This is a genomic window from Bacteroides faecis, assembly GCF_020091505.1.
Taxonomy (GTDB): domain Bacteria; phylum Bacteroidota; class Bacteroidia; order Bacteroidales; family Bacteroidaceae; genus Bacteroides; species Bacteroides faecis.
In genome coordinates this window covers 4,777,857-4,804,460 of the sequence record NZ_CP081916.1, presented here as the reverse complement: position 1 = coordinate 4,804,460, position 26,604 = coordinate 4,777,857, and the positions used below count along the sequence as shown (strand labels likewise).

At 38.5% G+C, this 26,604-nt stretch carries 23 protein-coding genes; 18 read left to right on the top strand and 5 right to left on the bottom strand.

Annotated features, from left to right (window positions below):
• Positions 1 to 3: 3 nt before the first annotated feature.
• Both yidC and K6V30_RS18855 read right to left on the bottom strand, forming a co-directional pair.
• The gene (gene yidC, locus K6V30_RS18860; RefSeq protein ID WP_022301868.1) at positions 4 to 1,860 is read right to left on the bottom strand and encodes a membrane protein insertase YidC; all 1,857 of its coding nucleotides are present in this window, start codon (positions 1,858 to 1,860) and stop codon (positions 4 to 6) included.
• Between the two features lie 62 nt (positions 1,861 to 1,922).
• Complete coding sequence (locus tag K6V30_RS18855) at positions 1,923 to 3,536, bottom strand: CTP synthase (protein WP_055271675.1); 1,614 nt, start codon at positions 3,534 to 3,536, stop codon at positions 1,923 to 1,925.
• Positions 3,537 to 3,721: 185 nt separating this feature from the next.
• Between K6V30_RS18855 and K6V30_RS18850 the strand changes: the two genes are divergently transcribed.
• On the top strand, positions 3,722 to 5,173 hold the full coding sequence (locus K6V30_RS18850) for a DUF3078 domain-containing protein (protein WP_050544932.1): 1,452 nt from the start codon (positions 3,722 to 3,724) through the stop codon (positions 5,171 to 5,173).
• A gap of 98 nt (positions 5,174 to 5,271) precedes the next feature.
• On the opposite strand, the gene K6V30_RS18845 is transcribed toward K6V30_RS18850, so the two are convergent.
• The 3 genes from K6V30_RS18845 to K6V30_RS18835 form a co-directional block, all read right to left on the bottom strand.
• Positions 5,272 to 6,057 (bottom strand): DUF4373 domain-containing protein, encoded by a 786-nt coding sequence (locus K6V30_RS18845; protein ID WP_055271672.1) that lies wholly within the window; start codon positions 6,055 to 6,057, stop codon positions 5,272 to 5,274.
• Positions 6,058 to 6,081: 24 nt separating this feature from the next.
• Positions 6,082 to 6,447 (bottom strand): SH3 beta-barrel fold-containing protein, encoded by a 366-nt coding sequence (locus K6V30_RS18840; protein WP_022301865.1) that lies wholly within the window; start codon positions 6,445 to 6,447, stop codon positions 6,082 to 6,084.
• A gap of 228 nt (positions 6,448 to 6,675) precedes the next feature.
• A complete protein-coding gene (locus tag K6V30_RS18835; protein ID WP_224207186.1) occupies positions 6,676 to 7,044 on the bottom strand; it encodes a DUF4119 family protein in 369 nt (122 codons plus the stop codon).
• Positions 7,045 to 7,174: 130 nt separating this feature from the next.
• Between K6V30_RS18835 and K6V30_RS18830 the strand changes: the two genes are divergently transcribed.
• The 17 genes from K6V30_RS18830 to K6V30_RS18750 all read left to right on the top strand — a co-directional run bounded on the left by K6V30_RS18830 (position 7,175) and on the right by K6V30_RS18750 (position 26,590).
• A complete protein-coding gene (locus K6V30_RS18830; protein WP_055271683.1) occupies positions 7,175 to 8,122 on the top strand; it encodes a tyrosine-type DNA invertase cluster 3b in 948 nt (315 codons plus the stop codon).
• 350 nt (positions 8,123 to 8,472) lie between these two features.
• On the top strand, positions 8,473 to 9,051 hold the full coding sequence (locus K6V30_RS18825) for a UpxY family transcription antiterminator (RefSeq protein ID WP_010537666.1): 579 nt from the start codon (positions 8,473 to 8,475) through the stop codon (positions 9,049 to 9,051).
• A gap of 7 nt (positions 9,052 to 9,058) precedes the next feature.
• Complete coding sequence (locus tag K6V30_RS18820; protein WP_055271668.1) at positions 9,059 to 9,415, top strand: UpxZ family transcription anti-terminator antagonist; 357 nt, start codon at positions 9,059 to 9,061, stop codon at positions 9,413 to 9,415.
• Between the two features lie 55 nt (positions 9,416 to 9,470).
• Entirely contained in the window at positions 9,471 to 11,396 is a 1,926-nt protein-coding gene (locus K6V30_RS18815) for a polysaccharide biosynthesis protein (RefSeq protein ID WP_224207185.1), read from the top strand.
• Between the two features lie 34 nt (positions 11,397 to 11,430).
• Positions 11,431 to 12,750, top strand: a complete 1,320-nt coding sequence (locus K6V30_RS18810) for a nucleotide sugar dehydrogenase (protein ID WP_055271073.1) — start codon at positions 11,431 to 11,433, stop codon at positions 12,748 to 12,750.
• Between the two features lie 309 nt (positions 12,751 to 13,059).
• A complete protein-coding gene (locus K6V30_RS18805; protein ID WP_081030932.1) occupies positions 13,060 to 13,635 on the top strand; it encodes an acyltransferase in 576 nt (191 codons plus the stop codon).
• 5 nt (positions 13,636 to 13,640) lie between these two features.
• Positions 13,641 to 15,161 (top strand): lipopolysaccharide biosynthesis protein, encoded by a 1,521-nt coding sequence (locus K6V30_RS18800; protein WP_055271075.1) that lies wholly within the window; start codon positions 13,641 to 13,643, stop codon positions 15,159 to 15,161.
• Between the two features lie 2 nt (positions 15,162 to 15,163).
• On the top strand, positions 15,164 to 16,387 hold the full coding sequence (locus K6V30_RS18795; RefSeq protein WP_055271077.1) for a polysaccharide pyruvyl transferase family protein: 1,224 nt from the start codon (positions 15,164 to 15,166) through the stop codon (positions 16,385 to 16,387).
• 2 nt (positions 16,388 to 16,389) lie between these two features.
• Positions 16,390 to 17,625, top strand: a complete 1,236-nt coding sequence (locus K6V30_RS18790) for a hypothetical protein (protein ID WP_055271078.1) — start codon at positions 16,390 to 16,392, stop codon at positions 17,623 to 17,625.
• Positions 17,626 to 17,627: 2 nt separating this feature from the next.
• A complete protein-coding gene (locus K6V30_RS18785) occupies positions 17,628 to 18,773 on the top strand; it encodes a glycosyltransferase family 4 protein (RefSeq protein ID WP_055271080.1) in 1,146 nt (381 codons plus the stop codon).
• A 6-nt stretch (positions 18,774 to 18,779) separates the two neighbouring features.
• Positions 18,780 to 19,922 carry a hypothetical protein gene (locus K6V30_RS18780; protein WP_055271082.1) on the top strand — a complete coding sequence of 381 codons (1,143 nt, stop codon included), beginning with the start codon at positions 18,780 to 18,782 and terminating at the stop codon, positions 19,920 to 19,922.
• Positions 19,923 to 19,934: 12 nt separating this feature from the next.
• The gene (locus K6V30_RS18775; protein ID WP_055271084.1) at positions 19,935 to 20,834 is read left to right on the top strand and encodes a glucosamine inositolphosphorylceramide transferase family protein; all 900 of its coding nucleotides are present in this window, start codon (positions 19,935 to 19,937) and stop codon (positions 20,832 to 20,834) included.
• Between the two features lie 6 nt (positions 20,835 to 20,840).
• Positions 20,841 to 21,452, top strand: a complete 612-nt coding sequence (locus tag K6V30_RS18770) for an LbetaH domain-containing protein (protein ID WP_055271086.1) — start codon at positions 20,841 to 20,843, stop codon at positions 21,450 to 21,452.
• Positions 21,453 to 21,736: 284 nt separating this feature from the next.
• Complete coding sequence (locus tag K6V30_RS18765) at positions 21,737 to 22,840, top strand: glycosyltransferase (protein WP_055271088.1); 1,104 nt, start codon at positions 21,737 to 21,739, stop codon at positions 22,838 to 22,840.
• Positions 22,841 to 22,845: 5 nt separating this feature from the next.
• On the top strand, positions 22,846 to 23,916 hold the full coding sequence (locus tag K6V30_RS18760) for a glycosyltransferase family 4 protein (RefSeq protein ID WP_055271090.1): 1,071 nt from the start codon (positions 22,846 to 22,848) through the stop codon (positions 23,914 to 23,916).
• A gap of 113 nt (positions 23,917 to 24,029) precedes the next feature.
• Positions 24,030 to 24,956, top strand: coding sequence for an ATP-grasp fold amidoligase family protein (locus K6V30_RS18755; protein ID WP_055271092.1), 927 nt, complete (start codon positions 24,030 to 24,032; stop codon positions 24,954 to 24,956).
• Between the two features lie 551 nt (positions 24,957 to 25,507).
• Positions 25,508 to 26,590 (top strand): hypothetical protein, encoded by a 1,083-nt coding sequence (locus K6V30_RS18750; RefSeq protein WP_224207184.1) that lies wholly within the window; start codon positions 25,508 to 25,510, stop codon positions 26,588 to 26,590.
• Positions 26,591 to 26,604 lie beyond the last annotated feature (14 nt).

Here is a 26,604-nt window from a genome sequence, read left to right as displayed (position 1 = left end):
TTCTTATCGTTTATTCTGTTTTTGCTGCTGTAATAATTCCTGTTGCTTTTGCATAGCTTCCAGTCGTGCAGCAAATCCGGTCTTTTTCATTTGTTTCGGGTCTTTCTTCTTAGCTTCCAGAATAGCCAGCAATTTTGTTTCGTCCGTAGTCTTACGCAACAAAATCATGGTTCCTACACTAATCAGTGTTGACACGAAATAGTAATAGTTCAATCCCGACGGATAATCGTTCAGTACGAACAAGAACATGATCGGCATCAGATACATCATCCATTTCATCGCCGCCATTTGCGGTTGCGCTCCTGTATCCTGCATTGTCATCGTATATTTGGTGTTCAGGATGTTGGTTACCGTCATCAGCAGGCAGAACAAGCTGAGATGGTTGCCCAGGAACGGAATATGGAACGGGAACGTGATGAACGCGTCGTAAGTAGACAAGTCATCCGCCCACAAGAAACTCTGCTGACGCAATTCGATAGCGCTCGGTACAAACATGAACAATGCCATCAAAATCGGAAACTGCAACAACATCGGCAGACAGCCGCCCATCGGGCTTACACCGTACTGGCTGTAAAGGCTCATCACCTCCTGTTGTTTCTTCATCGCATCTTCCTGCTTCGGATATTTCTTGTTGATCTCGTCGATTTTCGGTTTCAGTACACGCATCTTGGCAGAAGACATGTATGTTTTCCAGGTAGCAGGGTAAACCAGCACCTTCACCATAATCGTCAGAATCAACAGTACGATACCCATGCTCAAGCCCCAGCCTGACAGCCAGTCGAATACGTTGATCGTGATAAACTGGTTGATCCAGCGAATCAGCGGCCAGCCCAGATAGACCAGTCTGTTCAGTTCCCATTTCTCTGCACGTCCTTTGTCCAGTGCCTTCAGTGTCTTATAGTGGTTCGGGCCAAAGTAGAAATACATTTCCGTCGGTTGTTTGCCGCTCGGATCAAAGAAAGTACTCATTTCGGCAGAGTAATCTTTGATGTATCCGCTTCCTTGCTGTTCCATTCTTGACTTCACGGAAACCTTGTTGAAATCCTGATCTGCGATGAATACAGAAGAGAAGAACTGGTTTTTGAATGCAACCCAGTCGATCGCTGTATTACCCAGCTCCTTTTCGTCATCCTTGGCTGCCGACAGGTTATCTACATTGTCACCTTTTACTTTATAAGTCAGCTCTGAAAGGCGGTTTTCGTAAGTGAATCCCTTTTCGAGCTGGCGTGCGCGCTGTGTCCAGTCAATGTCTACATACTCCGTACTGGCCAGTTTGCCTTCCATACCTGTAGCTTTGATTTCAAAGTTCATCAGGTAGCTGTTGGGTTTCAGCGTATAGATAAAATCTATGTAGCTGGCATTGTCCGCAGCCAGGCGCATGGTGACGCTGCTGTCTGTCTTGTTGACAGCCTCGAAGTAATAATCCTTCGTCTGGATGGCTCCTTGCTTGTTGTAGAAGTTGAAACTCATGGTAGCGTCATCGCCGTCGAACAGTACGACAGGAGTTGTCTTGTCCTGTCCTTTGTATTCTTTCAGCATTGCCGAATAAACCCGTCCGCCTTTCGTAGTGAAAGTTATTTCCGCTACGTCGTTCTGGATGCTGACTTTAGAGTCGGTTCCATGCATCGCGTTGAAGAACAGGGCAGAGGAATCTGCTGCAACCGCTGCGCTTTTGTTTTCGTTGGCGAGTGCGGCTTCTGTTTTTGCTTTCAGCGCTTCCTGCTGCTGTTGCACCACGGCAATAGAATCGTAGTATTTCTTCTGTGCAGCTATCTGTTCCTCGCTCGGACGGCTCAGAAAACTGAATCCTACCAATAATATACCTATTAAAACGAGACCTGTAATGGTGTTTTTATCCATTCCTATTAATTATGAATTATAAATTTTTGAATAATAAATAGTCAATTGTCAACTGTCAATTATCAATTCTTCTCGTTCTCGATGGCTGCCTTCACGAAAGCCACAAACAACGGGTGCGGGTTCAATACCGTACTGCTGTATTCCGGATGGAACTGTGTACCGATAAACCATTTCAATGCCGGAATTTCCACGATTTCTACCAGATCCGATTCGGGGTTGATACCCACGCATTTCATGCCGGCAGCTTCGTATCGGGCCTTATAGTCATTGTTGAACTCATAGCGGTGGCGGTGACGTTCCTGGATATGTTCTTCGCCATAAGCCTGAAATGCTTTCGAGCCTTTCTGAAGTACACATTCGTAAGCGCCCAGACGCATTGTACCACCCATATTCGTAATCGCTTTCTGTTCTTCCATGATGTCGATCACGTTGTGCGGAGTCTTTTCATCCATTTCACGCGAGTCGGCATCGGCATATCCCAGCACGTTGCGGGCAAATTCGATAGCGATACATTGCATACCCAGACAGATACCGAAGGTCGGAATATCATGTGTACGTGTGTATTTGATGGCAACAAATTTGCCGTCGATACCACGTTGACCGAATCCCGGGCCAATCATTACGCCTGCCATGCCTTTCAGTGCTTCGGCTACGTTTTCATCTGTCAGCTTTTCACTGTTTACAAAGTGAACTTCCACTTTGCGGTCGTTGTAAGTACCTGCCTGTGACAATGCTTCGCGAATAGACTTGTAAGCATCCTGCAAGTCATATTTTCCTACCAGTGCGATATTAATAGGTTCTTTCGTTTCAGCAGCATGACGGCGTTCCAGGAATTTACGCCACGGACCGAGTCCCGGAGTTTCTCCTACCGGCAGCCCCATCTTTTCGAGAATCGTGCTGTCCAGTCCCTGTGCCTGCATCAGAAGAGGTACTTCATAGATTGTTTCTGCGTCGATAGACTGTACGACAGCCTTATCGTCCACATTGCAGAATTGAGCCACTTTCTTGCGAAGTCCATCGCTCAGCGGGTGTTCGGCACGGAGCACCAATACGTCCGGCTGGATACCTACGCTCTGGAGTTCCTTGACAGAGTGCTGTGTCGGTTTCGTTTTCAGCTCTCCGGCAGCGGCAAGATAGGGAACATAGGTCAAGTGTACACATAAAGTGTTCTTGCCCAATTCCCATTTCAACTGGCGGATACTTTCGAGATAGGGGAGTGATTCGATATCACCTACCGTACCACCGATTTCGGTAATTACAAAATCGAATTTGTATTTGTTACCGAGCAATTTCACGTTCCGTTTGATTTCGTCCGTGATATGAGGAATCACCTGAATAGTCTTACCCAGATAATCTCCGCGGCGTTCTTTGTCAATAACACTTTTGTAGATACGTCCCGTAGTGATGTTATTGGCCTTCGTTGTCTGTATACCCAGGAAACGTTCGTAATGTCCCAAGTCGAGATCGGCTTCATGTCCGTCTACGGTAACATAGCATTCTCCATGCTCATACGGGTTCAAAGTTCCCGGGTCGATGTTGATGTACGGGTCAAACTTTTGGATGGTTACATTATAACCTCTTGCTTGCAGCAATTTACCGATGGACGATGAGATGATCCCTTTTCCTAAAGAAGAGGCAACACCACCGGTGACGAAAATATACTTTGTTTCTCCCACAGCTATAACTGTTTTAATTATTTTTACTTTAGTAGTTTCTTACGAACTTAAAAAGCGCAAAATTATAAAAAAAAGAGGAAGAATGCAGACTTTCCCCTCTACAATTTTATTAAAAAATGCAATTTTGAAGGAATACTATGTTTTCTAAACAAAATAATGTAGATTTGCACCAAATTAGGAATATTATGAGAAGAGAGTTATTATCATTCGTAGTTTTTACTTCAACTTTATCTTTATCGCTTTCAGCACAGACCACCACCCAACCTTCTACAGTAGTGGCTGAAGCGAAGATTGTGAAGGCAGACACACTTTCGTCAGAACTTCAGAAGTATTTAATGCTTAAATTGAATATGTCCGGCGAAATTCCTAAACTGGATACCGTATCTATCTTATATAATAAGTATATCGGCCAGTTGGACTATCTGAATGACCCGTCTGTACCGCCGCGTTACATTCCGTCCGATCCCAATTATTTTCGTCTGTTTACTCCGCTGGCCTATTATTATGCTCCGATGGCGCAGTATTCGAAAGTGGACTGGAAACCGGTGCGATTTGATTCTCTGCCTGATCAACTGTCCAGGTTGACAGCGGAACTTCTTCCATATGATACTTTGGCATACACAAGGTCTGCACGTGCCAATGAGTCGGTCAATAAAGCATTGATGGATCTTTATCTCAATCATCCGGAACTGGTTGTCACTACTGAAAACCGGATCATGAGCCGTGACGTCTTCCGCCGTGACGTGAAACCGAAGATTTCTCCGAAGGCAACTGTCATCCATCTTTTCCAGCCGGAAGAAATGAGCAACAATGTGGGGAAGGCAAGTATGAAGATCAATCGCCCCAACTGGTGGGTTACCGGAGGTAACGGTTCTTTGCAGATCAGCCAGAACCACCTTTCGGACAACTGGTACAAAGGAGGTGAAAGCAACTTCGCCGGTCTGGCTACCTTGCAGCTTTATGCCAATTACAATGATAATGAGAAAGTCCTTTTCGAAAATCAGTTGGAGGCCAAATTGGGCATGACGTCTACTCCGTCGGATAAATTTCATGATTATCTGATCAATACCGACCAGTTCCGTCTTTACAATAAGTTAGGATTGCGGGCGTTGAAAAACTGGTATTATACTATTTCTTCTGAGTTTAAGACCCAGTTCTGTCACGGCTACAAAGCCAACAGCGAAGAACTTGTTTCCGCATTCCTGTCTCCGGCAGATTTGGCAGTCAGTATCGGTATGGACTACAAACTGAATAAGAAGAAATTCAATCTTTCAGTTTTTATCGGTCCACTGACCTATAACTTGCGATACATTGATAACGCGGAAGTAAACGAAACCAAATTCGGTCTGGAGAAAGGCAAATGCTCTAAAAATGACTTTGGTTCTCAGTTGCAGTCAACGTTCAACTGGAAAATCATTTCGGCTATTTCACTGGACTCCCGTCTGAACTATCTGACCAACTACGAATGGGTACGTGTAGAGTGGGAGAACACGTTCAACTTTGTTTTGAACCGTTATCTTTCTACTAAACTTTACATACATGCCCGTTTCGACGACAGCTCAAAACCAACCGTTGAAAATGGCAGTTTCTTTCAGTTGAAGGAATTACTGAGTTTCGGTATCAACTATAATTGGTAATATTCTATTCAGGCACGGATTACGCGGATTTCACGGTTTTAAGAATTAAGTAACTGAAAACCGTGTTAATCTGCGTAATCCGTGCCTGATTTTTATCCCTATGTCCTCAACGTCGAAATGATATACCTTCCCGGATTATCAATCTTCCCCCATTTGGTGGTAGACAATGTGATCCATATCTGTGTTCCCTTCTTTCCGTAATCCGACAGTTTGAGAATAGCTGTAACTTCCTTCTTGTTTGTCACTCCATGCTGTGCCAGGCTGTCCAAAAGTCCTTTCACGTTGTGCGTGCTTTTGTTATAAGCATAACCGGGGATTTCAATCGAAGGCGGAGCCGTATTGTCTTCTTCTTCCCCTGCTTTACTCTGCTCTCCTTTACTTTGTCCGGAAATGTCTGCAATTTCGGGTGAAATGTTTTCATTTTCCGGTTTCAATTCACTTTGTGCCGACGCATTGTCTGCATTTTCTGCATTACTTTCCTTTTCCTGTTTTCTGGTGTCATTGATCAGCAAGTAAGGCAAATCCTCTAATTTTCTTTTTCTGCGGCAGGTGGCATCTATCCAGATGCGCTGGATTTTGACAGAAGTCAATATCTGAAACTTTTCATAGCTTTCTTTGTCAAAGAATCCTTTGTCAAGCAAAATCTGAATAATTCCGTCCATCTCTTTTCCACTGAGTTCTCCTCCCAGTTTACGGGCAAAGATCAAAGATTGTTCCTCGCCCCATGGAATATAATATCCTTCTTTGAATATTTTGCATAGAAGTTTGCATACGGCTCCGTCCACTCTGATACCATATTTGGCTTCAGCCAGTTCAATTGCATCTCTGTCGAAAAAGTTTACGGTAAGCGGGAAATAGTCTACGCTAAGATACGTTGTACTCATGTCGTCTAATGGTTTGTTTTAAGTTTATACAATAGGTTTCCAATCCAGAAAATTCTCAATCTGAAAGGTTCTCCATCCTTTCTCTTCCATGCACCAGAAAATGAAAGTACTGTGTACCTGTGTCATGTCATAAGAGTGGTGAAAGTCTCGGTTGTAAGAAATGAGAGTTCCTGTAACCAGTTGAAAGTTGCCGTTCTGTCTGTAATACGCAATGATAGCATGTCCATATTGCATATAATTTGCCAGCGACTTCACTTTTTCGGCTATTCGTTCTGCAATTGTTTCCGAATAACCTTTCTCTGATACGATACGTCTTTTCCATACTTCTGTCAATCGATCTTTTTGTTCTTTCGTTTCTTTTGTGGCTGCTAGCCGTTTTTCTTTAGTCATTTCATTCTAATTTTGATTACTATTAAGTGTTATTATGTTTGAAGAAAAGGCGGACTATCTGTGAGATGCTTACACTATCGTATGATGATGCTTACACCATCCTGTATCTATAGTGACACTATCTTGTCATTATAGTGATACTATAATTTCTATCGGATAGTTCGTTCTTTTCTTCGTTTTAAAAACGGGGGCAAAATTATGAGTTGTTTTTTTTCGCTCCAATTATTCTTACTGTTTTTTGCTGTAATACTTAGACTTATAATGTTTTTTCTCTTCTTTTTCGCGATTTGCGATTTCTCTTGTCTTTTTGCTTAAACCATGTATTTCACTGAGTATACTGCTGTATTTCATTAGTCTATACCCGTGATGCGTATTTACGTAAAATATTCTCCAGCCGGCAATGTAACTGGCCAGACCTGTTAAAGATTTTACAGAGAAACGAAACTCCTCATCTTCGTAAAAAGAGCGAAGGCAGGCTATAAAAAAGAATTTTTTCTCACCTGTAATTCCTTTTCTTCTTCTCACTTCATTGATGTCGATGATTTCGTCATCATCCTGATAATCAGTTTCAATGTTTTTCTTTTGTTGCGTGCCCACCGCATTTTTCAGGCTTTTTTTTAGTTGTTGTCATAACGCTTAAATTAAATAAAATTAAGAAATAAAGGCGTTGAGATGGTAATTTCAAATTTTCGCCCTATAATTGTATATAAAATAACTAGTGATGCAAATGAATAAAAATGGATTTAGCCGATGTGGGGAACTATACATTGGCCTTTTACGAAAAGAAGGTCGTTTTTCTACGGCACATGTCTATCAAAATGCTCTTTTCTCTTTCAATAAGTTTTGTGGTAATACCAGCGTATCTTTCAGACAAGTCACTCGTGACCGGCTGCGTCGTTACGGAGAGCATCTTTATGATTCTGGCTTGAAGCCGAATACGGTGTCTACTTATATGCGTATGCTTCGCAGCATCTATAATCGTGGAGTAGAGTCGGGTAGTGCGCCCTATATTCATGGTTTGTTTCGTGATGTATATACGGGAGTGGATATCCGCCAGAAGAAAGCTCTTCCGATGAGTGAACTCCGCCGGCTTCTTTACGAAGATCCCAAGTCGGAGTCTTTGCGGCGTACACAGTCTATTGCTGCTCTGATGTTTCAATTCTGTGGAATGTCTTTTGCCGATCTGGCCCATTTGGAGAAGTCAGCCTTGGACTGTAATGTACTGCGATATAATCGCATCAAAACCAGAACTCCGATGAGTGTGGAAATTTTGGATACCGCCAAGGAGGTTATGAATCAGCTCCGTAATTCCCAGCCGTCGCGTCCGGGTTGTCCTGACTACCTTTTCGGTATTCTCTCCGGCAATAAGAAACGTAAGGATGAGCGTGCTTATCGTGAGTATCAATCTGCACTACGTCGGTTTAATAATCATTTGAAGAGTTTGGCAAGAGCTTTGCGGTTGGCTTCACCGGTAACTTCTTACACGATCCGCCATTCTTGGGCAACTACTGCAAAATATCGTGGAGTTCCAATTGAAATGATCAGCGAATCTTTAGGGCATAAGTCTATTAAGACGACGCAAATTTATCTGAAGGGTTTTGAATTGAAAGAGCGTACGGAGGTGAATCGGATGAATTTACATTACGTGAAGACTTGTCCTTTGGGACGCTTGTAAATGGTCAAAGTGTTGATAATCATAGGTTATAGTTGTGCGTTACTTCTTAGGTAACGGATTTAAATTTGACGCAAAGATAGACAAAAACACATGTATTAAACAAATAAAAGCCTACTTTTTTTCGTTTTAATCCTGAAATTAGAAAAAAATGTATCTAAACATGAAAAAGGCTTATTTTCATGCTTAGGAACTTATATGCCCAATTTTCCTAAGAATCTCAGTTTTCTCTAAAGCTGAGATATTCTCACACCTCCATTTGCCGATGTTTTCCGACTTTTTTCTCCCGAACTGTATTGAAGTATACTTTTCCGTTACCTAAGAAGTAACGGAAACATATGGGGTAAAAAAACATGATTCTAACAAAAGAGAAATCAGCCATCCTCGGAACCAAAAATGGGACAGGGGAGGGCGTAGCATGCTTAAAACGCTGGTATGTGGCACATGTTCGCATACATCACGAAAAAAAAGTAGCTGAGTATTTGGGGAAAATGGGAATTGAGACTTTTGTTCCTGTCCAGCAAGAAATTCATCAATGGAGTGATCGCCGCAAATTAGTCGAGACCGTTCTTCTTCCGATGATGGTATTTGTTCATGCTGATCCTAAAGAACGCATGGCTGCTCTGACTCTTTCTACCGTAAGCCGTTATATGGTGTTGCGTGGTGAGGGGAAGCCTGCTGTGATTCCTGATGAACAGATGGCTCGTTTCCGTTTTATGCTCGATTATTCGGAAGAGGCAATCTGTATGAGTTATTCTCCGTTGGCCCGTGGTAAAAAGGTTCGTGTTATCAAAGGACCTTTGACGGGACTTGTAGGGGAGCTTGTTGCATTAGATGGCAAAAACAAAATAGCAGTTCGTTTGGATATGCTAGGATGCGCTTGTGTCGATATGCCTGTCGGATATGTAGAGCAAATTGACGAGAGAAATTAAGTGGGTGATGGGGACCTTCACTAGTATACAGGGGAAAATAGATAAACTTCAAAAAACAGTTGATACTTTGCTCCATATGGGTGAGAATGCGAGCTGTATATGTGTCGACGATCTAGCACTACTCAATAAGGAAATTCATGAACAGATCAATGATCTGTATCTTTATCATGGTGAAACAACTGAGCAGGAAGCTGCTTTATGTTTATCTCTTTTGATGGGATATAGTGTATCTATGTATGCTAATCCTGAAGATGAGATAAAAAAACAAATCATTCTTATTCGTTCTCAAAAGATTATACAAAATCTATTCTCCTCACCATTGAAAAATCGATTACACACCATTTACAATGAACTACTATCATAGTATGTCTATGAATTACGTTTTATAAAGACTTTATAATTTATTGGGGTATTTAATTATGAAACACGCATTTGACCGTTTTGTTCAATACTTGCAGAAAAATTACTTTAGTTATTGGATTGTATTGGGAATTGATACATTCATAGCTTTGGTTTGTACCTGGGTGTCATTTATCGGCATTCATTATATTACGGAAACTCCCAAGGAAATTACCGCGTTATTTTATATTCTGGCAATTTCAGTTGTATCCAGTATTTTAGGTTCCGTTTTATTTCATACCTATCGCAATACGATCCGTTTTTCCCAGTTGAAGGAATTGTGGCGACTGGCGGGGAGTGCACTGATAAAGGCCGTCTGCTTAGCAATTGCCATCTGGTTCCTTCTGTCTCAAACGGGCTTGCACAACAGTCAGAAAATAGTCTTTGTACTGTTCGATGGCATGCTTACTTTTATTGTTATGGTAGGGTTCCGTATCCAGTTGATTCTGGTTTATGAGTTCTTGCTGAATCTGCTGAATAAGAAGAATATGCATATTCTGATCTATGGTATTGATGATAAGAGTGTGGCATTGAAAGTCCGTCTAATGAATAGCTCCCACTATAAAGTTGTAGGTTTTTGCATTTATGGAACAGGAGATTCTATCCGGCGTGTGGCTGACCTTCCCGTTTATTCTTTTAAGGATGAAGAGTGCTTCAACAAACTGATTCATAAGAAATGTATCGGAGGCATCCTGTTTGCCCGCTATGAAAATACCCGTGAAGAGGAAGACCGCCTGCTCCAGTATTGCAAAAGAAGCGGATTGAAGACACTAATATCTCCAAGTATTAGTGAGGCCGATGAGAACGGAAGTTTCCATCAATGGGTACGTCCTATCAAAATTGAGGATTTGCTGGGTCGCTCAGAAATTCATATTAATATGGAGGAAGTGATGACCGAGTTCTGTGGCAAGGTTGTGTTGGTAACGGGAGCTGCCGGTAGTATTGGTAGCGAGCTTTGCCGGCAACTGGCTCAGATGAACATTAAGAAACTGATTATGTTTGATTCCGCTGAGTCTCCTTTGCATAATGTCCGTCTTGAATTTGAGAAGAATTATCCCGGTCTTGATTTTGTTCCTGTCATTGGAGATGTCCGTGTAAAAGAACGTCTTCGTATGGTGTTCGATATCTATCAGCCTCAGATAATCTTTCACGCCGCTGCTTATAAGCATGTTCCGTTAATGGAGGAAAATCCTTGTGAAGCTGTATTGGTCAATGTTGTCGGTTCCCGTCAGGTTGCTGATATGGCAGTTGAATACGGAGCTGAGAAGATGATTATGGTTTCTACCGATAAGGCTGTGAATCCGACTAATGTCATGGGATGCTCGAAACGATTAGCCGAAATCTATGTACAGAGTCTGGGATGTGCTATCCGTGAGGGCAAAGTGAAAGGCCATACCAAATTTATCACTACCCGCTTTGGCAATGTATTGGGTAGTAACGGCTCTGTCATTCCCCGTTTTAAAGAGCAGATCGAGAATGGTGGTCCCGTCACAGTGACTCATCCTGATATCATCCGTTTCTTTATGACTATTCCCGAAGCTTGTCGCCTGGTGATGGAGGCTGCTACGATGGGTGAAGGCAATGAGATTTTTGTTTTTGAGATGGGCAAGGCCGTGAAGATTGTCGACCTGGCTACCCGTATGATTGAACTTGCCGGTTATCGTCCCGGTGAAGATATTGAGATCAAGTTTACGGGCTTGCGTCCCGGTGAGAAGCTTTATGAAGAAGTCTTGAGTGATAAGGAGAATACGATTCCTACCGAGAATAAGAAGATAATGATAGCTAAGGTACGTCACTATGAATATGCTGATATTCTTGATACTTATACAGAGTTTGAGAAGCTATCCCGTACGGTAAAGATCATGGATACGGTGAAGTTGATGAAGAAAGTGGTACCTGAGTTTAAATCGAAGAACTCACCGCGATTTGAGGTCCTAGATAAATAATTAGAATAATCTATAACACTAACATAAATCAACAATGGATACAAAAGATTTGAAGATTGCTGTTGCAGGTACCGGCTATGTTGGTCTTAGCATAGCAACACTTTTGTCGCAACATCACCAGGTGACGGCAGTCGATGTGATTCCCGAGAAAGTAGATATGCTCAATCGTAAACAATCACCTATTCAGGATGAGTATATTGAAAAGTATTTGTCTGAAAAGACATTGAATCTGACTGCTACGCTTGACGGTGCCAAGGCATACAGTGACGCTGATTTTGTGGTCATTGCGGCTCCTACTAACTATGATCCGGTGAAGAATTATTTTGATACCCATCATATAGAGGATGTCATAGACCTGGTTTTAAGTGTCAATCCTGATGCTGTGATGGTAATCAAGTCTACTATTCCTGTTGGATATTGCCGTGGACTTTATTTGAAGTATGCCCGTAAGGGAGTCAGGAAGCTTAACCTGCTTTTTTCTCCGGAGTTTCTTCGTGAGAGTATGGCTCTTTACGATAATTTATATCCAAGTCGTATCATTGTTGGCTATCCAAAACTGATTGATGGTGAGCAGTTTGACGAGGAAAACGAAGCTATTAAATCCATTGCTGATGTTCCTGCCCTAGAGAAAGCTGCGCATACTTTCGCTGCATTGCTTCAGGAAGGTGCAATCAAGGAAGATATTCCTACTCTTTTTATGGGTATAAAGGAGGCGGAAGCTGTTAAACTGTTTGCTAATACCTATCTTGCTTTGCGTGTCAGTTATTTTAATGAATTGGATACTTATGCGGAGATGAAAGGTCTGGATTCTCAGTCAATCATACAGGGTGTTGGTCTTGATCCTCGTATTGGAACACATTATAATAATCCATCGTTTGGTTATGGCGGTTATTGTCTGCCTAAAGACACGAAACAACTCTTGGCTAACTATCAGGACGTACCTCAGAACATGATAACTGCTATTGTAGAGAGTAACCGCACCCGAAAAGATTACATAGCTGATTCCATTCTTCGCAAGGCTGGATGGTACGATTATAATTCACACAATCAGTACGATGGTCAAAAGGAGCCTGTCACTATAGGAGTGTATCGTTTGACTATGAAGTCTAATTCGGATAATTTCCGGCAGAGCGCTATTCAGGGGATTATGAAGCGTATTAAAGCAAAGGGGGCAGAAATGATTATTTACGAACCTACTCTTAGCAATGGAGAAAATTTCTTTGGCTCCAAAGTCGTTAATGATCTTACTCGTTTTAAAGAATTAAGCAAGGCCATTATTGCTAATCGTTTTGATGAGTGTTTAAGTGATGTAGAGAAGAAAGTGTATACACGCGATATCTTCCGTAGAGATTAAAATAGCCTTTTTCTTCAATCAATAAAATTGTTTGGTTGTTCCTCTGTATATTTCATTTGTTTTATGTTGTATAAGCTTTTGTAAGCACTAAAATCAGGTTCTAGATTAAAAGAAATATTTTCGTTGCAAGGTGAAAAATGTGTACAGCAGTGAATTGGGCAAGATTTTATTTCAAGTACCAAATTGAAGCTAGGTTTTGTGGAGAATCTCTCCAAGCATTTTTGGACTCAATACTATAGAGAACTTTGTAAGATAGTTGCTATACAAACATGACAATTCTAAATATAGAGAATATAAGAAATACTATATATGAAACAGTTAGCTAGGAATATATACAATAATATTCGAGGAGGAATAAATGGACTTAAAAGCACATTAATTGAGAGATTTATACCAAGTCTTCCAAGTAAAACTCTCAGAAATCTTTTCATTCGATGGAGTGGCGTAAAGGCTTCAAAGAATGTTCATTTTTACTTTGGATTCACAGTGAGGAATCCTAAAGGTTTAATAATTGAGGATGGGGTTAATATAGGTCCTAAATGTCTTTTGGATGCAAGAAAAGGTCTTATAATTCGTAAAAATGCTGTTATTGCATATGAGGCTGTTATCTGGTCGCTTAATCACGATTATAACGATAAATATTTTTGTGGTAAAGGAGCACTTACTGAAATTGGAGAATATGCTTGGATTTGTAGTCGTTCAATAATACTTCCTGGAGTTAAGGTCGGCGAAGGAGCTGTAGTAGCTTCCGGAGCTGTTGTGACGAAGGATGTTCTACCATATACAATTGTCGCTGGAGTTCCCGCAAAAGTCATAGGTAAAAGGGAACGTAAAGGTTATCAGTATGGCTATCACTTTAAAGATGATACTTCGCATTTATATTAAAAAGTATGCAAACATCAACAAGAGTAATATTTAATACAATCGTACTTTATGTTAAGGTTATCCTGTCCTTGGCAATTGCTTTCGTTTCTATTCCATTGGTGTTGAATGCCTTGGGAGCGAGCGACTATGGTTTATACAATCTTGTGGCAGGAGTTGTGGCGATGCTTTCATTTTTGAATAACTCAATGACTGTCTCTACCCAACGATTTATGTCTGTTGCGATGGGAGAGAAAAATGAAGAAAAAATTAATTCTATTTATAATACAAGTTTTCTTTTACATTTACTCCTAGGCTTGCTGGTTGTTGTTGCTTTTGAGACTATTGGGTTATTTGCGATTGATAGACTCAATATTATTCCAGAGCGAGTGTGGTGTGCAAAGATTATTTATCAACTCCTTATTTTTAGCACCTTTGCAAAGATTGTATCAGTTCCATTTGATGCTTTGGTCAATGCGAAAGAGGATATGTTGCCTTTTTCTGTCATAGAGTTAATTGATTCTGTACTGATGCTTGCTGTTGCGCTTTCTATTGCGTACATTTCTGGGGATAAGCTGATTTACTATGGTGCTTGTGTCGCCTTTATTTCTGTTTTGACTTTTTTTATGAAATATGGGTGGTGCCGGTATGCTTACAAAGATTATTGTATACAATTAAATACATATCGAGGAAAGTTCATAATCAAGGAGATGGTAGGCTTTACTGGATGGAATCTTTTTGCAGGTCTTGCAATGATTGGAAGGAATCAAGGTGTTGCAGTTATTATAAATATTTTCTTAGGTACAATAGCAAATGCAGCATATGGGGTTGCGAACCAGATAAATGGTGCTCTTGGACATTTTTCTGCTACATTTCAAAAGGCCATTAATCCTCAGTTGATGAAAAGTGAAGGAATGAATGATAGAAATAGACTTTTTCGTATATCATTTATCTCATCAAAGTTCTCTGTACTTGCTCTTGCGTTCTTTGCCGTTCCTTTCATCATGGAGATGGACGAAGTTTTGACTCTTTGGTTAAAAGATAATATTCCACCATTTACATTGAAGTTGGCTCAGTACATCCTTCTTTTATCTATAACATATCAATACTCAGTGGGAATTATGGCTGCTATTCAGGCAACAGGAAAAATCCGTAATTATCAGATAATTATGGGAAGTTTTCTACTAATGAATATTCCTATAGCCTATGTCATTTTAAAGATGGGGTATTCTGTATATTATACAACTATAGCTTTTGTGATACTGGAACTCACTTCTTTGTGTGTAAGATTGTTTATGGCGAATAAATTGACAGGTATGAGTGTCAAAGAATATATTCAGAATGTTATTCAACCAACTATGATAATCATAGTTATTCCTGTTATTATTGCGATGATTCCTCACTTTATGATCTCTAATTCTTTCTTAAAGCTTGTAATTGTATGCTCAATATACTGTTTGCTCTTTGCTGTATTAATGTTCAGATTTGCATTTGATGAGGGTCAACGAGAGCATATTAAATCAAAAATTCAGCATCTTCTAAAGCGATAAAAATGAAAATAGGATTATTAGCATATCATGCAGCCTGTAACTTTGGCGCATTTTTGCAGCTCCTTTCTACTGTCGAATATATCAAGAAACAGGGTGATGAGCCTATGGTGATAAATTGGATTCCTAAGGATTTCAGTAAAGATTATGAGAAGCGGTCCCTACTAAAGGTTAGAGATTTATATGTTCGTATGAGAAAACAATACTATCCAATGACAGAACTTTGTGAAACAGATAAGCAAGTAGCAAAAGTAATTGAAAAGGAAAGAATTGAGGCTGTAATTATTGGTAGCGATGCCGTTATTCAGCATCATCCTTTGCGTGAACGTATTCATTTTCCTTGTAAGAGAATCATATATATTGGGCATCCTACTAGTGATAGAATGTATCCAAACAGTTTTTGGGGGGCATTCAATAGATATTTGGACCATCCGGTTCCGATTGCGGTAATATCCGGCTCATCTCAGGATTCAATGTACTATTTTATAAAGGGTAGAACTAAGTCTCGGATGAAGCAGTCTATTTTGGAATTTCGCTATGTGTCTGTTCGTGATGATTGGGCCCAAAAGATGGTGGCATATCTTACTGATGGAGAAATGATTCCGGAAGTTACACCTGATCCTGTCTTTGCGTTTAACCACAATGCATCTCATTTGGTACCTTTTAAAGAAGACATAATTAAGAAATTCAATATTCCTGAAAACTATATTCTACTCAGTTTTAAGGGAGAGAAATCTGTGAATCAGGCTTGGATTAATGAATTCCAAGAATTGGCTAATAAAAATGGTCTTGTATGTGTAAAACTGCCTTATGCTGATGCGTCTGCCTTTGGCGATATTCAATACACAGCAGGTGATACTATATCACCTTTAGAATGGTATGCTTTGATTAAGTATTCGAAAGGGTATGTAGGAAACAATATGCATCCGATTGTGACATCTATAGCTAATGGTGTCCCGTTCTATTGTTTTGACAATTACGGAATTCCGAAGATTGACGGTCAATGGACTAATGGAGAATCAAGTAAGATTTATCATATTCTGAGTACAGCTGATTTATTGAAGTATCGAGTTTTTATATCTGGTCAGGATTATTCTCCTACATCAGCACCTGCTGTTATGGATGCTATTTTATCTTTTGATGCTGTTAAGGAGAAGGCTTTTGCTGCAAGGTATTACCAAAGTTATTTAAATATGATGATTCAGGTTCTCAATCAATTAAAAAAATAACGATGATTTCTGCTTGTATAAATATACAAAGCAACTGTAAGCCATGGCTTCGCAAAGTATCCATGATGATTCTTGCGTTGTTACCGATACTGGCTTGGTATGAGATACCATTTCCAGTTGGTTTGGGATACACTTTAATACTGTTTTTGTCAGCATATATTATAGTCAGAAACAATTTTAAAATTAATGTGATTCCTATTATATTTTGGCTTTTGTTTGTGTATATTTGTCTGATATGGATATATCATCACCATTTTGAATTATGGACTCTGATTCCTCCGGGTGGATGGCTTTTCTTTTTATTCTTTCTTGCCCTTATAGGAGGTATACTATCATTTGATTTACAGCTTCTTAAGAGATATATGCGATGGGTGGTTCTGATTTCGGCTGCTTTGTTTTGGGTGCAGTTTTCTTTGAAATTAGCCACAGGTTCTCATGTATTTTGTTTTGTACCAAATCTCACAGGTGGGTTTACTTATGAGGGGATGTCGTATGCAGAACTTGTTGCCCATCAGATGTCAGGTTCGCGTCCATGTTCGATATTTCTTGAACCATCATATATGGCTTATTACTATGTGAGCTATCTAGCTTTGATATGGTTTGAAACTAATAAACAGGAAAAGTGGTTGAATAAGGAGGGCATTCTTATCATCTTCTCTCTCATAGCTTTGAAGTCTGGTTCCGGAATGGTCGGATTGGTGATTCTCTTTGCTGTGAAAATGTTCAGTATATTTTGGAATGCGAATATTATTAGACGTTTTATAATGATTATGCTGTTCGTTCCATTAATTATTGCTTTAATATACATGTATGTTGGCAGTGAAATGGGACAGGAGATGTTTTCGCGAACTGAAGAATTCTCTATTGAAGGAGCGAGTGGTTTTACTCGAGTTGTTGGAGGTTATTTAATGTTTGATCAGCTAACCTTTGATGAACAGATTATTGGTATTCCTGATGTACGAAACAGATTTGGAATAGAGATGTATGACGGGAATTTCATTTTTTATGCTAATGGTGTACAAACTATTCTACTATCTCTTGGTTATATTGGCGCTTTGCTATACGGTCTTTTTTATATAATACTTTTTCGTAATACGAACCTTGCATCGAGGATGTGTATAATTATCTTGTTCGTAATGGGACTTTTAGAGTCAAACTATCTTAATCCATATATGATGCTATTGACGATTATTCCTTGTGCAGATTATCATTTCACTAAAAATAGGCTAAGAGTCTAGATATGAAAATACTTTATTATTCTCGTACGTGCTTTGGCGATTGTGATTTTCCACTGATAAAAGCACTAATAGCACAAGGTCATGATGTGACTGTGTTATATTCTATGACCCCTCGTTCTTTAAAATCTACAGTGTTCAATATTAATCAGATTATTCCTAAAAGTGGCATATTCCCGCTAACAGCTTATTCTGAACTGAAAATATTTTCTTCGTATGTCCCTATTGAGAATATTTACATAGCAAACGAGCCGGTAGGCCGCTTTGGTTGGAGTAGTTTTATGGTAGCGATGAATGTTTTGTCCTTTTTTAAAAAGGGTAACTATGATCTAATTCAATATATTGAAACACCATCATTATTCCATTTTGTGCCATTGTGGTTCTTTAGAAATAAATTAGTCGTTACAATTCATGACGGAAAACCTCATACAGGGGAAGGTGATAGGCAAGAGGATATTCGTCGTTCGATTGTAAAGTGGTACGTCAAGAAGTTTATTGTTCTCAATAAAGCCGAAGTGGATGTATTCGCAAAAGGATACAATGTGCCTAAAGATAGAATATTCACATCGCATTTAGGATATTATGATATGCTTCGTATGTATGGGGATGTAAACAAGAAAAAGGAGAATTATGTACTTTTCTTTGGACGTATTTCTCCATATAAGGGGGTAGAATATCTTTTTCGGGCGATGGAGAGGGTGCATAAAGTCCATCCTAATGTAAAAGTCATTGTTGCAGGTAGTGGAGAAATGTATTTCGATGCTTCAGAGTATGAGAAATATGAATATGTAAAGATTGTCAATCGATTTATAGAACTTGATGAACTTGCTGATCTAATTCGTGGTGCATTATTTACAGTGTGTCCTTATACTGATGCAACACAGAGTGGAGTAGTATATTCATCATTTGCACTGAATACTCCTGTAATTGCTACTAATGTAGGTGGGTTACCTGAGATGATTGATAATGGTAAGACAGGAATTATTGTTCCTCCTAAGGATGTAGATGCCCTTGCCATTGCAATACAATCATATCTTGATAATCCTGTTCTTCTTCAGCAGATGAGTGAGAATATAGCTGAGAGTGCAAGATTAGGAAAAGGTTCATGGAATGTAATTGCTAAAGAATATGTTGAAATATATAATAAATAGAGTCAGATGAAGAATAAAGTTTTGGTAATTGGTGCAGACCACCATAATACTCTTGGTATAGTTGAGAGTCTCGGCCAAAAAGGGCTCAACTCTTATGTGCTTATAGTTGGCGAAAATATAAACAGCTTTGTACTCAAAAGTAGGTATGTAATAGAAGGTTGGGTATGCTCATTACCAGAACAAGTGGTTGATGAAATGTTAAAACATTTTTCTGATACAAAAAACAAGGCGATAGTATATTCATCGTATGATAACGTGTCTTCTGTACTTGATTCTTCTGTTCAGCGGCTAAGTCCCTTTTTTATACTTCCAGTAACAAATATTTCAGGAAGTTTGGAACGTAAAATGAGTAAAGAATATATGTCTGATCTTGCAAGAGAGGTTGGGCTTGATGTCCCTCGTACGTGGATGGTATCTGATGGGGAAGTGCCTGCAGATATTGAGTTTCCATGTATAACCAAGGCTATTTCAAGTGTGGAGGGAAGCAAGAAAAATATTAAAATTTGTAAGAGAAGAGAAGAATTGGAGGAGTTTTTAGCGAATTCTGAGCATTGTCCGATTATACAGATTCAAAAGTTTATAATAAAGGATTTTGAATTCCAGTTTTTGGGTTGCTCAATGGATAATGGAAAACATATAATTATCTCAGGGCGTACACATATTGATCGTCCTAACGGGATAGATAATACTTTCTTTTTGAAATTTGATAAGGTTGAACCGGAGTTCTTAGATACACTTAGTAAAGCTAAAGAGTTCATTAAAAGGGTCGGCTATTCAGGAACCTTCAGCATTGAGTTTTTGAAAGAAAAGTCAACTGGTAAAAATTATTTTACAGAAACAAATTTCAGAAATGATGGAAATGCAATTTGTCAAACATCGGCTGGTATGAATATTCCATATATTTACTATTTGTATTATTCTGGAGGTGATTGGCAAAAAGAGTTGTCGACGTCCACTGTTAGCACTACTTATTTAATGCCAGAAATATATTATTTTAAGTGTATGCTAAAACGTGAGTTCTCATTGAAAGAGTGGTGGCGAAATTATCGACGTACAACATGTTTCATTACCTACTTTAAAGAAGACTCAAGGCCATTCTGGTATAGTTTATTTAGAGAATTCAAAACAACACTAAGGAACCGATTGTAAATTCTATTATTTATGAATGTATTGCGGAAATTGTATAAAGAGCTAACTTCTCTTCATTGGGAAATCGGTTTCTTGGATAATACTTTTGAAGGTATTGTTAAAGGCGATGAACTTAAACTGACTCTTGTAACTCATAATTTTCCCAATTCTTGGTTTGCTGACCCTTTTATTCTTGATGTGACTGAAGATACTATTATTGTATTGGTGGAAGAGGTGACAAAGAAGATTTCTAAGGGAAGAATCTCGAAGTTAGTGATTGACAGGAGGAACAATTATGTTATAGAGAAGAAAGTTATATTGGAGCGTCCGGGACATCTGAGTTTTCCTATCATATATCGTAAAGATGATAAGATATATGTTTATCCAGAAAACAGTGAAGATGGTGTGCTTAATATCTATGAGTATAATCCTATAAATGACGACATGACATTAATTCATGAATTGTCTGATAAACCATTAACAGATGCTGTATTCACAGATTTGTTTGGGAAACCACAATTATTTACGACACAAGCCGAGTATGCAAATGGCTTTCAGCTTGACCAATATGAGTGGAGTGACACGAAGCAAAAGTTTGTATATGTGACGAGCAACATTTTTCCAGAGCGTATTGCTCGAATGGCTGGATATTTTTTCAAAGTTAATGGAAGGGTGTATCGTCCTGCACAAGAGAGTAATACCAATTATGGTCATGGTATCTCTTTGCAAGAAACCTCTTTTGTCGATGGAAAATGGGTCTTTAAAGAAGTTAGAAGAATGATATCACCTCATTTCGAATTGAGACAGTCGTTTCATACCTTGAATTCTTACAAGGGAGTGATTGTTGTTGATGTACTTGGTAAACGTTATCCGCTAGCGAGTAAAATGGTGAATGCGGTCGCTGCTTTAGTAAAGAGGGCTTTAAAAAAATAAATTGTTATGAAATTTGAACACTATAATACTAGAAACGGGAGCGAAATAGATATTCCTATTCCTACAAGTTACAGAGATTGTCTTGAACTCTTGAAAAGTGATTATTTTAGGATTTTTGGACGAGTCGATAGTCTTGGGGTGATATGGTTAAAGTCATTTCGTGATAGAGCACTTAAACATTTGTTTTGGTTGAGATTTGCAAGTTATCGTGGCTGTTTCTATCCTATATGTAAATTGCGTCATGAACATTATAAACTTAAGTATGATTGTCGTGTTCATGCCGGATCTAAGATTGGCTATGGTTTGTATTTAGGGCATGCAATGAGCATGTGTGTTAGTATTAGGTGCATTATTGGCAATAATGTTAATTTGTCTCAGATGAGTAATATAGGCACAAATGAGGGTAATCAAGCAATTATTGGGAATAATGTATATATAGGTCCTATGACTTGTTTGATAGAAGGTGTACATATTGGCGAGAACTCATTGATTGGTGCAGGTTCAATAGTAACGAAAGATGTTTATTCGAATAGTACTGTTGTAGGAAATCCTGGTAGAGTAATTGGAGAGAATAAACATCCTGAGTACATTCAAAATCGATGGTTGATTAAAAGATAAAGAAATGTGGTATAAAGATGCATTTACTTTCTCTGATTGTTGAAATATCTTGATTGTTGTTATGATGTATAGGTAATATATAATTTATGGGTATGTGGATATTGGAACAAACAACGGCAAATCAGCAATCGTTGGAGATTATGCAATCATAAACTCGTGTGTGTTGTAGGGTAGTAAATAATGGAAATGATGTGGTGATTATGGAAGGATCTGTGGTAACCAAAAATGTTGAGTTTTTAGCAATTGTCTAGGGGGTCTGTAAAGAAAATAAAAACAAAGGAATAATGAAAATAGTAGAACTAATAACATTCTTAGCCGGTGGAGGTGCAGAACGCTTTGTTGTTGATTTAAGCAATCAGTTAGTTAAAGAAAACGAAACATATCTTGTTACTATTCTGGATGATAAGAAGGAAACGGAAGTTAGGAATTTTTTTAGATCGGAGGTTTCTGATAGTGTACATTATGTGAATTTAGGACTTCCAAATGGTCTCAAGTTGTCTAGTCAGTGGAGGGTATATACCGTTCTCAAAGCACTCAATCCTGATGTGATTCATGTACATATGATTTCTACCCTTAAATATAGTGCATTGGCTACAGGATTGCTTTCTTTTTCGAAGAAAGTGTATTTCTCCGTACATAGTGATTTGCATAATGGTTACGATAAGGGACTGCTGAGGTTGTATTGCAATACTTTGGGAAGATTGGGTCGTTTTAAATTGTCTTGTCTCTCAGAAAAGAACTATGCTGACTTTAAGGCATTTTATTCGCGTACTCCTGTACGTTGTATAACTAATGGACGAGCTCCAATAGTTTCTACAGATTTATTTGGGGCGGTAAGCAATGAGGTGAATCAGCTTAAAAACAATGCTTCCTCCCTTTTACTGATTCATGTTGCGAGATGTCATCCGGTAAAAAACCAGAAGCTTCTGATTGAATCAGTGAACATACTGGTACAAGAGGGGTACAACATTGACCTGATTGTCGTGGGTGCAGGATTTAATACTCCGGAAGGACAGTCGATAGTATCAATGGCGTGTGATAGGATTCACTTTGTCGGACCTCGAAAAAATGTGGCTGATTATATGCTGAATGCCGATATTTTTTGTCTATCCTCAAATTTTGAAGGAATGCCAATCACACTTCTTGAAGCAAGTCTTGCGGGACTTCCAGCTGTGAGTACTCCAGTGTGCGGAGCTGTGGATTTGATTAAAGATGGTGTAAATGGCTTTCTCAGTAAATCTCATAGTCTGGAAGATTACAAGAATGCTTTAATAAAAGCCATTGATAATTATGATTCAATTAAGGCAAATGCAATGAGCATGAAGGACAACAGTCCTTATACAATTGCTGAGTGTGCAAGAAAATATGTGGAATACTTTAATGAATAAACTTCATGTCTGAATCAAGTATATTTGAGAAAGTTCTGTTTGTGGGAATGGATTACAAGGTGCCCAAAGGAGGCATTGCTAGTGTACTCAATACTTATTCTACTTTTATTCATCCTTTCAAATTTGTTAGGATTGCTGCAAGTGAATTGAACAATGTGCAGAAAGTATGGTATGCTGTCAGTGGATATTTATTGCTCATTTGGAAACTTTTTACTGATCGAAAAATAGAGATAGTACATATTCACTCTGCTTCTGGTACTAGCTTTTGGCGAAAGAAATATGCAATAAAGATTGCAAAGATGATGGGGAAGAAAGTTGTTTTTCATTGTCACGGGGGTGGCTTTAAAGAATTCAGACTCTCAAATATTAAAAAAGTGGATGCTATCTTAGCAATAGTGGATTGTGTCGTGTGCCTTTCCGGTGAATGGAATAATTATTTCCAAAGTATCGGGTGTAGGCATATTGTGACTATCAGAAATGTGATAAGGGAACCAAACATTGAGAATGTTGAAAAGAATGGACTTGTACATTTTCTATTCCTTGGGTTAATTTGTGATAACAAAGGTATTTTCAATGTTTTGAAGGCGATAGGAGATCATAAGCAGGAACTTCAAAATAGGATAGTTTTGCATATAGGGGGGAATGGGGAGACAGATAGACTTCTTTCAATTATCAAAGAGCTGGGAATAGAAACATTAGTAAGATTTGAGGGTTGGGTTGATAAAGAGAAGAAACAATATTTATTGAACTTGGCGGATGTCTACATTCTTCCTTCATTTATTGAAGGTGTACCTATTTCTATTCTTGAGGCTGAGTCATATCATAAGCCTGTCATAACCACTAATGTAGGAGGGATTCCTTCTATTGTTCAAGATCGTGTGAGTGGGGTGTTTGTTACTCCCGGAAATGATAAAGAGATATATCTGGCTATGAAAATGATGGCTGAAAGTGAAGAGCTTAGGCAGAAGTATGGTGAAGCTAGTTACAGAATAAGTCGGGACTATCAGCCTGAGGCAATAAAAAAAGAATTAATAGGGTGCTATGATAAAATTTTAAAAACGAGTAATATAAGATAGGATGAGTTGTGCTAATCTCTTGATTGGATGTACAACAGATTTGCGATTATAGTATAAAGACTGTCATTACAAAAGACTTATTGAAAGATATCAATATTTTATAATATACTGTTATGAAGAAGAAAGTCATTCTTGCAGTTGTAACTTTGTTCTGTAAACTTCATTTGTTAAAGCCTATACAAGTAGCTCGGTTGAAGTACTTCTACAAGTTTCATAAGATGCCGAATTATGAGCATCCTACCGATATTAACGAAAAGATTAATTGGAACAAGTTCTATGGTGATACTAGCCGATGGGCTGACTTAGCTGATAAATATAAGGTTAGAGAATATGTGCAGTCTCTAGGACTTGGAGATACACTGGTAAAACTTTATGGTCGATGGGACAAGGCAAGTGATGTAGATTGGGACAGGCTTCCCAATCAGTTCGTCTTAAAAGTGAATAACGGTTGTGGTGATATTCTTATATGTCGTGATAAAGATAAACTTGATAAAGCTATTGTTATAGATACTTATGATAAACTTGTATCAATTAAGTATGGTGATGTTACGGGTGAACCCCATTATGCCAGAATTCAGCCTTGTGTCATAGCGGAGGAACTTCTTGATATTAATAAACAATCTATTAACACCTCTTCGCTAATCGATTATAAGGTGTGGTGTCTCAATGGTAAGCCTTATTGTATATGGTGTGCTTGGAATAGAGGAAAGAAAGGGGCTGATACCGGAGTCTATGATTTGGATTGGAATTATCATCCAGAGTGGTCTGTGTTTACGGAGCATTACAGACAAGGTAAAGAAATTCTTCCTAAACCAAAGTGTTTTGAACGTATGCTTGAGGTTGCATCTAAGTTATCTGAAGAGTTTCCGATACTTCGTGTTGACCTATATGAAGTAAATGGAAAAATATATTTTGGAGAACTTACTTTTACTTCACTTGGCGGATTTATGGATTATCTTACTTCAGAAGTTCTTTTGGATATGGGAAGCAAAGTCAGAATAAATGAAATATCAGAAGAATATGCACATATTAAGTGTTGAGAGTGCGTTGAAAATCAAATATATACGCTGGTTTTAGGTAGATGTATAGATATGTTTTTTACAGGGAAAAAAACAGACGAAATAGTTTATTGATGCAACAGGTATTTACGTCTTTGTTTTTTGCAATAGTGTTGTTGTGGCTGTTTCCTTTGTATGCTATACAAAAGGGGGAAAAGCCATACTCAGATAATAAAGAAGTAAATAGGTATATTAAGGAGGTCTACGTAAAGAATGTTCTGGAAAATTTTGATTCTAAAAAAAATGACAATTTGTTTTGGCTTAAAGTCTAAGAAAACTGGACGTTATTATAACTATATCAGAATAGGTGATGAAAGAAAGGGACCTTCAGGCTATGTAGAAATTTTATCTCATCTTTACGATACTTATCAGGAGGCAATATCGGCTTCCAAAAATTATAAAGGTATTATTGAAAGCAAGGCAGGACTGTTAAAGTGTGATTTTTTCAAGTACCTGACGCTTATTCAAAGTCATTTGTTTGTAATTATTATGATATCACAAATATTGATAATTCTCCTGATATAAAGCAATATATGCGGAGGAATAAAATGCTGATTGAGATAACAAAAGTTAAAACTAAGGCTTTGAAGACAGCTGTCAATGGTAAAAATACATATCAGTGTGAAGATCAGTTTGCGGATTTGTCAGAAGTGGCTATATATCGAAATGGAAAGAAAGTGAAGCCTGAAAACTATAGGCTTTTCAAACAGGGGAAAGTGCAGTTTAATGATGAAAAAAAAGTAGTGCGAGAGCAGGTTTCTTTTGAGTATAACCGTAATGTAAAGTATTATAAGCCATATTCAAATGACCTGTCAAGTAATCTTTTCACATTCCTCAAGGTTCAGACTGAATGTGAAGGGGTAAAGTATCAGTTCGTTTCAGATCCGGCTGGGCTGGACCGTAAAGTGCTAATGCTCAGTTGTGACAGCCTTTCGGAAAATGAGAAAAAAGTACGTATACAATTTTCTTCTAGAAAATATCCACTGACTTATTTTAAAGATCAAATAAAGATATTTATTCCTGAAGATATGAGGTCTGCTATGCTCTCTTACCCCAAGGCCATAACCTGGTTCAGTATTCAAGGTTCATGGTGTCAATTTGGCTCAAAAACTGGTGGAACTGAACAGATGTATTCAGGTTCAGCCAATTCTTTAGGTATATCAAAACCTGAGACGAATTCTAAAGAAATCTATTTTCACCTACTTTGTCGAAGGAGACACTGTAACATTCATACAGGGTTGGAAGAATACGATGCACTTAATGATGAACTATCATCTTTCCCGATAAAAGCAGGTGGATGGATTACGATTGAACGCGAATGGAAAATAGGAAATCCGGGTATATGCAAACATACAATTATTGACTCCGATGGAGAGCATGTGTTTTCGGTTGATGCTTATAATTGTGTTTGCAACCCTGAAAATGAGCAGGAAAGATATATAGAGAAATACGTAGGAGAGAACCCTTATAATTTTTGCTATCTATTTATTTGTAAGATATATACGAGCAAAGAGTTTGCTGACTATTGTATAAAGAAAATTGGAAAGTGTTACCTGTACTATAAGGATTATATATTTCTCGAAGGAGAAAATGTAAATGCGTTTGATCTACAATAATAAATACTAATCAA

Excerpts from the sequence above, each read along its gene's own strand:
- yidC (WP_022301868.1), bottom strand. The coding sequence starts at position 1,860 with ATGGATAAAAACACCATTACAGGTCTCGTTTTAATAGGTATATTATTG.
- K6V30_RS18850 (WP_050544932.1), top strand. The coding sequence starts at position 3,722 with ATGAGAAGAGAGTTATTATCATTCGTAGTTTTTACTTCAACTTTATCT.
- K6V30_RS18845 (WP_055271672.1), bottom strand. The coding sequence starts at position 6,057 with ATGAGTACAACGTATCTTAGCGTAGACTATTTCCCGCTTACCGTAAAC.
- K6V30_RS18840 (WP_022301865.1), bottom strand. The coding sequence starts at position 6,447 with ATGACTAAAGAAAAACGGCTAGCAGCCACAAAAGAAACGAAAGAACAA.
- K6V30_RS18830 (WP_055271683.1), top strand. The coding sequence starts at position 7,175 with ATGAATAAAAATGGATTTAGCCGATGTGGGGAACTATACATTGGCCTT.
- K6V30_RS18825 (WP_010537666.1), top strand. The coding sequence starts at position 8,473 with ATGATTCTAACAAAAGAGAAATCAGCCATCCTCGGAACCAAAAATGGG.
- K6V30_RS18820 (WP_055271668.1), top strand. The coding sequence starts at position 9,059 with ATGGGGACCTTCACTAGTATACAGGGGAAAATAGATAAACTTCAAAAA.
- K6V30_RS18815 (WP_224207185.1), top strand. The coding sequence starts at position 9,471 with ATGAAACACGCATTTGACCGTTTTGTTCAATACTTGCAGAAAAATTAC.
- K6V30_RS18810 (WP_055271073.1), top strand. The coding sequence starts at position 11,431 with ATGGATACAAAAGATTTGAAGATTGCTGTTGCAGGTACCGGCTATGTT.
- K6V30_RS18805 (WP_081030932.1), top strand. The coding sequence starts at position 13,060 with ATGAAACAGTTAGCTAGGAATATATACAATAATATTCGAGGAGGAATA.
- K6V30_RS18800 (WP_055271075.1), top strand. The coding sequence starts at position 13,641 with ATGCAAACATCAACAAGAGTAATATTTAATACAATCGTACTTTATGTT.
- K6V30_RS18795 (WP_055271077.1), top strand. The coding sequence starts at position 15,164 with ATGAAAATAGGATTATTAGCATATCATGCAGCCTGTAACTTTGGCGCA.
- K6V30_RS18790 (WP_055271078.1), top strand. The coding sequence starts at position 16,390 with ATGATTTCTGCTTGTATAAATATACAAAGCAACTGTAAGCCATGGCTT.
- K6V30_RS18785 (WP_055271080.1), top strand. The coding sequence starts at position 17,628 with ATGAAAATACTTTATTATTCTCGTACGTGCTTTGGCGATTGTGATTTT.
- K6V30_RS18780 (WP_055271082.1), top strand. The coding sequence starts at position 18,780 with ATGAAGAATAAAGTTTTGGTAATTGGTGCAGACCACCATAATACTCTT.
- K6V30_RS18775 (WP_055271084.1), top strand. The coding sequence starts at position 19,935 with ATGAATGTATTGCGGAAATTGTATAAAGAGCTAACTTCTCTTCATTGG.
- K6V30_RS18770 (WP_055271086.1), top strand. The coding sequence starts at position 20,841 with ATGAAATTTGAACACTATAATACTAGAAACGGGAGCGAAATAGATATT.
- K6V30_RS18765 (WP_055271088.1), top strand. The coding sequence starts at position 21,737 with ATGAAAATAGTAGAACTAATAACATTCTTAGCCGGTGGAGGTGCAGAA.
- K6V30_RS18760 (WP_055271090.1), top strand. The coding sequence starts at position 22,846 with ATGTCTGAATCAAGTATATTTGAGAAAGTTCTGTTTGTGGGAATGGAT.
- K6V30_RS18755 (WP_055271092.1), top strand. The coding sequence starts at position 24,030 with ATGAAGAAGAAAGTCATTCTTGCAGTTGTAACTTTGTTCTGTAAACTT.
- K6V30_RS18750 (WP_224207184.1), top strand. The coding sequence starts at position 25,508 with ATGCGGAGGAATAAAATGCTGATTGAGATAACAAAAGTTAAAACTAAG.